This window comes from Roseibium sp. RKSG952 (assembly GCF_009711355.1).
On sequence record NZ_SMMF01000545.1, the window covers coordinates 1 to 1,719 of the forward strand.

The 1,719-nt window shown below is 59.9% G+C and carries 1 protein-coding gene; it reads left to right on the top strand.

The annotated features are described in order from the left end of the window. The first annotated feature begins 202 nt into the window (after positions 1-202). Positions 203-1,618, top strand: a complete 1,416-nt coding sequence (mgtE, locus tag E1297_RS02130) for a magnesium transporter (protein WP_155133309.1) — start codon at positions 203-205, stop codon at positions 1,616-1,618. The last annotated feature ends 101 nt before the right edge of the window (positions 1,619-1,719 follow it).

A 1,719-nucleotide genomic window follows, 5' to 3' on the forward strand; every position in this document is an offset into this window, starting at 1 on the left:
ATGTGCGAAAAATTTTATACGTTATCGTTTCGGGGCGTGTGATGGGACTTGGAGTGCCGTGCATCCTCAAAGACTGTGGAGTTCCGCCGGGCTGTTCTAAAAAGCGCTTTGCAAAGGGGGGGCAGTTCTGCTGTGACATTTGCCGAAGAGTAGCCTATAAAGGCGCAATAATTGCGCTTTTTCGGACATGAGGAGCTGTTCTATGGCACATGCGGAAGAGGTTGACCCCCATGTCCGGGACATGTCCAGCCTGCCCGTGCGCGATGACGACGAACGGCTGAACCCGGATTTCATTGCGGCTGTCGAAGAGGCGATTGCCGCCGGAGATCCTGAGGGCCTCAAGGCGCTGGCCGGTGATCTGCACGAAGCTGATACCGGGGACCTGATCGAAGCGCTTCTGGGCGAGGAGCGGGCGCCTTTCGTGCGTCTGCTTGGGGAGAATTTCGACTATACGGCGCTGACGGAAGTCGACGAGGCAATCCGTGTCAAGCTGCTGGAGGAGCTGTCCAACGAAGACATTGCCGAGGGGCTCGGCGAGCTTGAGTCCGACGATGTCGTCTACATTCTGGAGGATCTTGATGCGGAGGATCAGGCCGAGATCCTCAGCGAAATGCCCTATGCGGACCGGGCGCAGCTGCAAAAGGCGCTGGACTATCCGGAGGAAAGCGCTGGCCGGCGCATGCAGGCGGAATTCATCGCCGTGGCACCGTTCTGGACCGTCGGGCAGACCATCGACTATATGCGCGAGGCGCGTGACCTGCCGGACAGTTTTTTCGAGATCTATGTGGTCGACCCGGGGTTCAGGCTGCTCGGGGCCGTGCATCTTGACAAGATCCTGCGCACCAGACGCGGTGAAAAGGTCACCTCGATCATGGAGGAAACCCGCCAGTGGGTGCTGGCGACGGAAGATCAGGAAGAGGTCGCGCGCCGGTTCGAGCGCTACAATCTGGTTTCCGCGGCCGTGGTCGACGAGGACGAGCGGCTGGTCGGTGTGCTGACCGTCGATGACATTGTCGATGTGATCCAGGAAGAGGCGGAAGAGGACTTGCGGGCGCTCGCCGGCGTTGGCGATGAAGAGATTTCCGACAGTTTTGCAACGATCGCCCGCTCGCGTCTGACCTGGCTGGTCGTCAATCTCGGCACGGCGGTTCTGGCCTCTGTGGTGATTGCGCTGTTCGAGGATACGATCGAGGCGATGGTTGCTCTTGCGGTTCTGATGCCGATCGTGGCGTCGATGGGGGGCAATGCCGGGACCCAGACCATGACGGTTGCCGTGCGCGGGATTGCCACGCAAGAGCTGAGTGCGCGCAATCTTGTGCGGGTTCTCAACCGCGAGGTTCTGGTCAGTTTCGTGAACGGCATCGTGCTCGCCGTCCTGATCGGCGCGGCGTCCTGGATATGGTTTCAAAGCATCGGGCTCGGGATCGTGATTGGGACTGCGATCATCATCAACATGCTGTCGGCGGGGCTCTCCGGCCTGCTGATCCCGATTGCGCTCGACAAGCTCAAGGTCGACCCGGCCATTGCCTCCAGCGTTTTTGTCACGACCGTGACGGACGTGGTCGGTTTTTTCGCCTTTTTGGGGATCGCCGCGCTTTGGTTCGGCTTGCCGTTTTGAGGTCGCGCACAAAGCCGGACTTCGGGTTGTCTATCCAACACCGCGCAGCTTGTCGCGCAGGGTGAATTCAGGCGCGAAGTGCAACACAATGTAAGCTGCTC